An 8276-nucleotide genomic window follows, 5' to 3' on the forward strand; every position below is an offset into this window, starting at 1 on the left:
TGGTCGTAATTTTTAGAAGCTCAGGTTAATACCGGCAGATATAGACTTGATAGCCGGATAGCGATAGTAAGTAGTACCTCCAACGGATTGCTCAGGATCCAGGCCCTTATGGTTATAGATGGTGAAAAGATTTTCTCCCTGCAAATAAACGAGCACGTTATTGAGGTGTGCTTTTTGCATCAGCGCTTTGGGGAGGTTATAGCTCAGGTTCATTGTTTTTAAACGGGCGTAGCTGGCATCATACAAAAAGCGGCTGGAAACGGATGTCCAGTTGGTTTGAACGGTGGTCAGCTTTGGTACATCCGTCTTCGTATTTTCCGGCGTCCAGTGGTTCAGCATCTCTGTACCGAAAGGCCGCCCTGCTGAAGTTCCGGTGCCTAACAGGAACAGGTAATCCTGATCGAGGACCTTACCTCCTACACTGTATGCGATCATGAAGGAGAAAGAAAATCCTTTATAGTTGAAAGTATTGGAAAAACCACCATACAAGTCCGGCAGCGAAGAACCCATGTAATATTGCGTGGCGGAGCTATAGGTACCAGTAGTGCCTTTGCTGCCATCTGCATTTGTTACATACCATAACGGCAAACCTGTTTTCTCATCTACACCGGCCCAGTCGCGCAGCCAGAAATCATAAATAGATTTTCCCACCATCAGTTTCTTCGTACCACTGATAATTTCTTTTTGCGGTAACTCCGTAATCTTGTTTTTATAATGGGTCATATTGAGATCCACTACCCAGCTGAAGTCCTTTGTTTTCACCGGAACGCCGTGCAGGGTCACTTCGTAACCTGTATTTTTCAATGCGCCAATATTCTGAGCAATAGATCCATAACCCAAAGAAGGTGGCAGTGGCTTCAGGTACAGCAGGTCTTTAGACTTACGCTGGAAGAACTCCAGGGTACCACCAAAGCGGTTATCGAACATGGAATAGTCGACACCCACGTTGAGGTTCAGATTCGTTTCCCATTTCAGATTTTTGTTGTACAACACCCTGCGATAGGTACCGCCTTCTCCGAGGTTACTGTTTACATCCAGCAATGGCAGGTAGTTATAGTAAGAATCTGGTCCCAGGTTATCATTTCCCTGTGCACCGTAGCTGGCGCGCAGTGTCAGGGCATTCAGCCAGCTGCTGTTTTTCAGAAAGTCTTCTTCCGTCATTTTCCAGGAAGCACCAACAGACCAGAAGGTTCCCCAGGCGCGATCCGGCGCGAAGCGGGAAGACCTGTCTGCTCTGATAGATCCGGATAAAAAGTATTTTCCAAGGTAGTCATATTCTGCACGACCGAGATAACTGTAAAGGTTATACGTATCTGAGTAGCCCTGCAAATCTTTGATCAGTGCGGCATCAGACAGTTCATCGAGACCCAGCAGGGAAAAGCCGGAACGCTGACCATCCATGAAGGTGGTGGTATATTTAAAAGTTTCCTGCCCTGCCAACAGGTTCAGGTGATGTTTTTCGTTGAATGTTTGCTCGTAGGTAAGCAGGTTGTTGAAAGTCCAGCTAAAAATGCGGGTTGACTGTCTTTCTACGGTACCACCTACTTCCGCATCAAAGCCATACACGGGATTGGTATAGTCGTGTTGATTGATGGCGGTATAATCCGCGTTGTAGCTGGTTTTAAACTTCAGTCCTTTCCAGAGTGTGGCTTCTCCGAAAACGCGTGCAGACACATCATCTCTGCCGTAATTATGTTCATCGATTGCGGAAGTTGCCACGAGGTTGGTGTTGGTATTTACGGCACTGGGGCGGTAGCTGCCATAATCAAATATTTTATCGCCGTTGGCATCCCGCAAATAAGCACCGGTTGTCAGGTCCCGCTGATAAATAGGATAAAAGCTGGACATGAGGCGGCCATAGTTCACGTAGTTATCGGAGCGGCTATCTTCCGAAGGAGGCGCTTGTTGGTCGGAATGTGCGCCACTGATATTCAATCCTACTTTCAACCATTTTTTAGCGTCCAGCTCTACATTGCTGCGTACGTTATAGCGTTTAAAACCGGAGGCCAGGTAAATACCCTGATCGTTGAGGTAACCACCGGAAATATAGTACCTGCTTTTTTCCGTGGCGCCACTGATGTTCAGATCAGCCTGTGTACGATGTCCGGTGCGCTGCATGGCCTCGTCCCAGTTATCATCCCACAATGTTTTAGCACCTGCTACCAGTTTACCGTCGGTACCTACCGGTTGCGGAAATGCGGTGCCATAAGGGTTGATGCCCAGTCGTCTAACCAGGCCGCTACTGGCCTGTGTGGCTGCTGTAGCAGAAGACAGACCGTTGGTCAGTCCGGCATTGCGGAGCGCTTCCCAATACATTTCAAAGTATTGGTCGGTGCTTACCCTGTCATAATCTTTCACGGCTCTTTTGGAAAAGCCCTGACTAACGCGGGCATCTATCGTTGTACCGGCTGTTTTACCTTTTTTGGTGGTGATGATAATCACACCATTCGCACCGCGTGAACCATACAAAGCACTGGAGGCTGCATCTTTTAATACGCTGACAGACTCGATATCGGATGGGTTGATGGCACTGAGGCTACCGCCGTAAGGCACACCATCCAGTACATACAGCGGATCAGCAGAAGCATTGATAGAGCCTACCCCTCGAATGCGGATGGTAGCATCAGAACCGGGCTGACCGCTGGTAGAAGTACTTTGCACACCTGCAGCCAGGCCCTGTAAAGCTTTGGTTACGCTGGACACCTGCCTGTTTTCCAGTTCAGTGCCTTTGATCTGCGCAACAGATCCGGTATAAGAACCTTTTTTCGCGGTACCATAAGCCACGACTATTTCTACTTCCCCTAAATCTTTACCGGAAGAGCGGAGTCCCACATTAATCGGCGTAGTACTAATGGGTACTTCCTGTTGCTCCATACCGATATAGCGGATCTGTAAAGTAGTGGCTGCAGGATCATTGACCTGCAGTTTAAAATTTCCATCAGGATCACTTACTGTACCATTGGTAGTACCTTTCACTACCACCGAAGCACCTGGCAAAGGTGTATTGTCTTTCGCATTATAAATGCGGCCGGTAACGGTCCGTGTTTGTGCAAATACTGCTGTTGAGCTGAATAGTAGCAGTAAGAGAAGTAGTCGTTGTAACATAAACAAAAGTTGAGATGAGCGGTGATTAGGTTCTTCGCGGCAATACAATGCCCTGCCTGTATGTAAACGGACTTTGCAGCGTTGTATCCCATTGATGTTAAATACCGGGAACAGATGAAGTTCCGGGAACAGTTAATGATTGTTGTAACCTGCTGTCACAGCGATGTGGCTAAGCAGACAAATGTTTACTGATTTAAGATTGAGCGCAACAACAATCGTTGCAAACGAAATATGGTTGGGTATATTTTTCCATAAGCTTTCCTTTAAAATTAGTTCCGTTTTTCTTACCCTATAACTCCTATAGACTAATGGGACGCAAAGCTATATTCTTTACAAGTTAAAAACAAAAGAAATGTTAAAAAAGTTGAAAAGAAAAAACTGTATAAACAGTAGTTTACTGTACTGACGCGGGTTTCACTCGATAAAAATATGATGAACGGATTATTTTATCGTCCTTTATGCATTAACAACACGATAATCACCCCCGAGGTAGTGAGGGTAATATTAGCCACTGCATATGCTACCGTATATCCAAGGGCGGGCACTTTACTATTCAGGGCATCCTGCACCGCGAGCAGCGGAGCAGATTCGTCGTGTGCTCCTGCACAAGCGCCCAACCCAATAGCCGGATGAAATTTGAATACATATTTAGAAAGAAACAGGGCTACTATCATAGGCAACAGACTTAGTACCGCACCGGCCAGGAAAAGGGTCAGCCCTTCTTCTCTCAATCCCTTCAAAAAACCTTCACTGGCACTTAATCCAACGATGGCGATGAATACATGCAATCCCAGTTTGGTGAGTACCCATTGGGAAGCCGCGGGGATATAACCAAAACTGGGGCGCATACCTCGCGCCCAACCGAACACCAGACCGGCAATCAATGCACCGCCACTGGTACTGAGTTCTACCGGAACATTGCCAAAATGAACACTGAGACTTCCGAACAATGTACCTGCCACAATACCTCCGGCGAGATATACAATATCTGTTTCCACGCCCCCTCTTTCTTTATAGCCTAAAACTGCCACGGCTTTATCCAGTTCCAGCTGAATACCTACCATTTCTACCACATCGCCTTTTTGTATGATGGTATAGGCAGACAAAGGCATTTCAATACCGGAACGGGTAATTTTGCGGATACTGATACCATGAAACTCGGGGTGCCGGGTAAATTCTTTTAGCGGTCTGTTATTGGCCGCCTTGCTGGTGATAATGACGGTAGCCGACTGCACCGGGAAGGTTAACAATTCAGCATCCGCTATCTCCTTCCCTAATAAGGCCTCCGAAGCAATAGCTGCGGAGCGCTGACCGCCTATGGCAACAATATCTCCCGGTTTAATAATAAAATTACTATCGGTTTCATACAATTTTCCGCTTCGCCTTACCCGCAGGATGTATAACAATCTTTTTTTCTCATGCAGGATATCTTCAATCTCTCTCACTGTTTTGCCATCCCCTGCCAGTTCTGCGCTAACGAGATAAGCCCGGAACGCCACCTGATCATAGGCATTCGTGATGTTCTCGTCTTCTTCCTCAGCAGCATCCGATACTTTCGCTTCCAACTCTTTGGTTTGTTCGATCAATTTCGCGCGGCTCCCAGACATAAACCAGGGGCCAATCACAGAAAGAAACCAGCTGGTGCCGGCTGTACCAAAAATATAAGTCACCGCATAAGCAATTGGAATCTGATTGACGAGGGTCGTTTTCTGATCATCATTCAGATCCAGTTCGTTGATGGTATTGGAGGCCACCCCGATAATAGCGGAACAGGTATTGGCGCCCGACATCAGCCCCGCGGTAGTACCGGTTTCGAAGTGAAGTAAAGACGCTATTCCCCAGCAAAAGAGCAGGCTGCTGCAACATACAATAAACGAAAAAAGTGCAATCGGTAATCCATCTTTTTTCAAGCCCTGGAAAAACTGGGGACCGATACCGTACCCGGTACAAAACAGGAAGAAGAGAAAAAAGATAGATTTTGTTTCGGAAGGAATGTTGATATGAAAGCTGCCTATAGCAATACCCACCAGCAATACGCCGGTTACCGTACCCAATGTAAAGCCTTTAATGTGGGCTTTCCCTATCAGGTAGCCGATAAGCAGGGTTAGCATCACCGCTATTTCAGGGTATTTCTGTAAAGTGTCGATGAACCAGGTGAGCATAATTGAATATTAAGGTTGCGCCTATATTACAATTATGATCACCTGTTGGTTCGGAAGGAAGAAGTTTATTCTATAGCAATCCATTTTCAAAGCCCTCATCAATCAACCAGTCGCCGCTATCAGCGGCCTGTGTGGCCAATTCATCGCAGCGGTTATTAAAAGGATTGCTGGCATGCCCTTTCACCCACTGCATTTTTATGCGATGCTTTTTATACAGTGGAATAAAACGCAACCAGAGGTCTTTATTTTTTTTGTCTTTAAAATTAATTTTCACCCAGCCCCATAGCCAGCCTTTTTCAATACTGTCTACCACATATTTGCTGTCTGTAAAAATAGTTACGGCCACGCCATCTTTCTTCAGCGCTTCGAGTGCTACAATCACCGCCAGGAGTTCCATCCTGTTGTTGGTGGTTTTACGATATCCTTGTGATAATTCCTTTCTGATACTTCCCCATATCAGCACTACGCCATATCCTCCCGGGCCAGGATTGCCGCGGGATGCACCATCAGTATATACTACCAGTTCAGCCATGTTCATTTTTAAAGAAGCGCTAAGATAGATTATATTGGCAGAAAGCTGAAAGCAAAAAGCTATTGAGGTGGATACTCCAGCCATCATTCGCTCATATCTTCGCTCCAATAGCCTTTTGCTTTCTGCTTTCCGCCTTCAGCTCCTACTACACCTGAAATACGCCTACATTAAACGCTTGTTCTACCGGGGCATTATTGGCGGCTTTGATGCCTTCTGCAATGCGTATCCTGGTATCGGCCGGATCGATGATATCATCTACCCAAAGGCGGGATGCCGCGTAGTAAGGGGTGGTTTGTGCGTAATACTTATCTGTAATTTCTTTCAGCAGGCGGGCTTCTTCTTCCGGTGTGATCACTTCTCCTTTTGCTTTCAGAGAAGCTACCTGTATCTGTAATAATGTTTTGGCGGCCTGCTCTCCTCCCATCACCGCTATTTTGGCGGAAGGCCATGCATAAATAAAACGGGGATCATAAGCTTTGCCGCACATGGCGTAATTACCGGCGCCATAGGAATTACCGATAATGATGGTGATTTTGGGCACCACGGAATTGGCGACGGCATTCACTAATTTAGCACCGTCTTTAATAATACCGGCGTGTTCACTTCTGCTGCCTACCATAAATCCGGTAACGTCCTGCAAAAATACCAGCGGAATTTTTTTCTGATTACAATTCATAATAAAGCGGGCTGCTTTGTCGGCGCTGTCGTTATAGATCACGCCTCCCATCTGCATTTCACCTTTGCGGCTTTTTACTATTTTGCGTTGGTTGGCAACGATACCCACGGCCCAGCCATCTATACGCGCATATCCACATAAAATGGTTTTACCATAATCCTGTTTATACTGATCAAATGCAGAACCGTCTACCAACCGTTCAATCACTTCCAGCATATCATAAGGACGGGAGCTATCTACCGGCAGTACGCTGTCCAGGTCTTCTCCGGACTTCAGTGGCATCTGCGGTGCAATCCGATCAAATCCGGCAGTGGGTTGATGTCCCAGCTTACCGACGATGCGTTTCACCTGATCCAGACATTCTTCATCTGTTTTAAATTTATAGTCGGCGATACCGGAGATTTCTGTATGTGTAACAGCTCCGCCTAACGTTTCCGCATCTACGTCTTCTCCAATCGCTGCTTTTACCAGGTAGGGGCCTGCCAGAAAAATGGAGCCATTGCCTTCTACCATCAGCACTTCATCGCTCATGATAGGCAGGTAGGCGCCACCGGCCACACAGCTGCCCATTACGGCGGCAATCTGTGTAATGCCCATCGCACTCATACGTGCATTGTTGCGGAAGATGCGCCCGAAATGTTCTTTATCCGGAAATATTTCATCCTGCATCGGTAAAAATACGCCGGCACTATCTACCAGGTAGATGACCGGAAGCCGGTTTTCCATGGCAATTTCCTGCAGGCGAAGATTCTTTTTGCCGGTCATTGGAAACCAGGCACCGGCTTTCACCGTCATATCATTGGCTACAATCATGCACTGCCGGCCGCTTACGTAACCGATACCTCCTACGGTACCAGCCGCAGGGCAACCGCCATATTCTGCATACATATCATAAGCAGCAAAAGCGCCTATCTCTGTAAACGTAGAATCCCGGTCTATTAAATAATGAATACGTTCACGGGCAGTCAGCTTGCCGCGCTGCCGCACTTTCTCCAGACTTTTCTTTCCCCCGCCCTGTTCTATCACGCCCAGGCGTTGTTTCATGGTGCTGATTGCCATCCGCATAGCATCCTCATTTTTGTTGTTCTCCAGTTGCTGCTGATCCATAACGATGGTTTTTTATATTCTTTAAAAATAAGGGAAAGAATTCAGTAAATTCGAATTACGGCAGGGCTACCGGCCCTTGTCCTGATCCTATTTAGATGATTATCATGATTAAAGGGGGTTGACTTCTCATTTATACAGCCGTACCCGGGTTATATAAGTACCCATTTAAAAGAGACAAGAATATCTTTTAAAAAATAAAATCGGATCGTATGTCGTTAACGGAACATTTAGCTGCTTCGCTTGAAAACCTTTACAATGGGCAACCATGGATTGATGTTACTTTCTATCCGCATCTCTCCCGCATTGATGCGCAACAGGCGGTCAAGACTTTCGGAGAATCAAATAATATCTGGGAGATCGTGAATCATATCATATTCTGGCATCAGCGTGCGCAGCGATTTATGCATAACGAAGCACCGGAGCAGGATGGAGATCTGCCGGATTTTTATATGCCTGAAAATCATGGAGAAGAAAACTGGCAGGCCACTATACACCGGCTGGCACATTCTTTCGAACAGATCGCCGCCACTATCCGTAAATTTCCGGAGAAAGAATTGTTCGATACTTTCCCCGGTACGGAGCACATTGCTATCTACTATTTACAGGGACTGGCAGAACATGATGCCTATCACCTGGGACAGATTGTATTGTTACACAAGTACGCGTAATAGCTGTTAGCTTTTAGCTGTTAGCT

The 8276-nt window shown here is 46.5% G+C and carries 5 protein-coding genes; 1 reads left to right on the plus strand and 4 read right to left on the minus strand.

Annotated features, from left to right (window positions below):
* Positions 1 to 12: 12 nt before the first annotated feature.
* From VIP81_RS01625 to VIP81_RS01640, 4 genes are all read right to left on the minus strand, one after another.
* Positions 13 to 3105 carry a TonB-dependent receptor gene (locus VIP81_RS01625; protein WP_331956730.1) on the minus strand — a complete coding sequence of 1031 codons (3093 nt, stop codon included), beginning with the start codon at positions 3103 to 3105 and terminating at the stop codon, positions 13 to 15.
* Positions 3106 to 3551: 446 nt separating this feature from the next.
* Positions 3552 to 5267: an aspartate-alanine antiporter gene (gene aspT, locus VIP81_RS01630; protein ID WP_331956731.1), complete on the minus strand. Its 1716-nt coding sequence runs from the start codon at positions 5265 to 5267 to the stop codon at positions 3552 to 3554.
* A gap of 70 nt (positions 5268 to 5337) precedes the next feature.
* Positions 5338 to 5799, minus strand: coding sequence for a ribonuclease HI (rnhA, locus tag VIP81_RS01635; RefSeq protein ID WP_331956732.1), 462 nt, complete (start codon positions 5797 to 5799; stop codon positions 5338 to 5340).
* Between the two features lie 145 nt (positions 5800 to 5944).
* Positions 5945 to 7582: an acyl-CoA carboxylase subunit beta gene (locus VIP81_RS01640; protein WP_331956733.1), complete on the minus strand. Its 1638-nt coding sequence runs from the start codon at positions 7580 to 7582 to the stop codon at positions 5945 to 5947.
* A 209-nt stretch (positions 7583 to 7791) separates the two neighbouring features.
* Between VIP81_RS01640 and VIP81_RS01645 the strand changes: the two genes are divergently transcribed.
* Complete coding sequence (locus VIP81_RS01645; RefSeq protein WP_331956734.1) at positions 7792 to 8250, plus strand: DinB family protein; 459 nt, start codon at positions 7792 to 7794, stop codon at positions 8248 to 8250.
* Positions 8251 to 8276: the final 26 nt, after the last annotated feature.

The sequence above is a fragment of the Chitinophaga sp. genome (assembly GCF_036566945.1).
In the GTDB taxonomy this organism is placed as follows: domain Bacteria; phylum Bacteroidota; class Bacteroidia; order Chitinophagales; family Chitinophagaceae; genus Chitinophaga.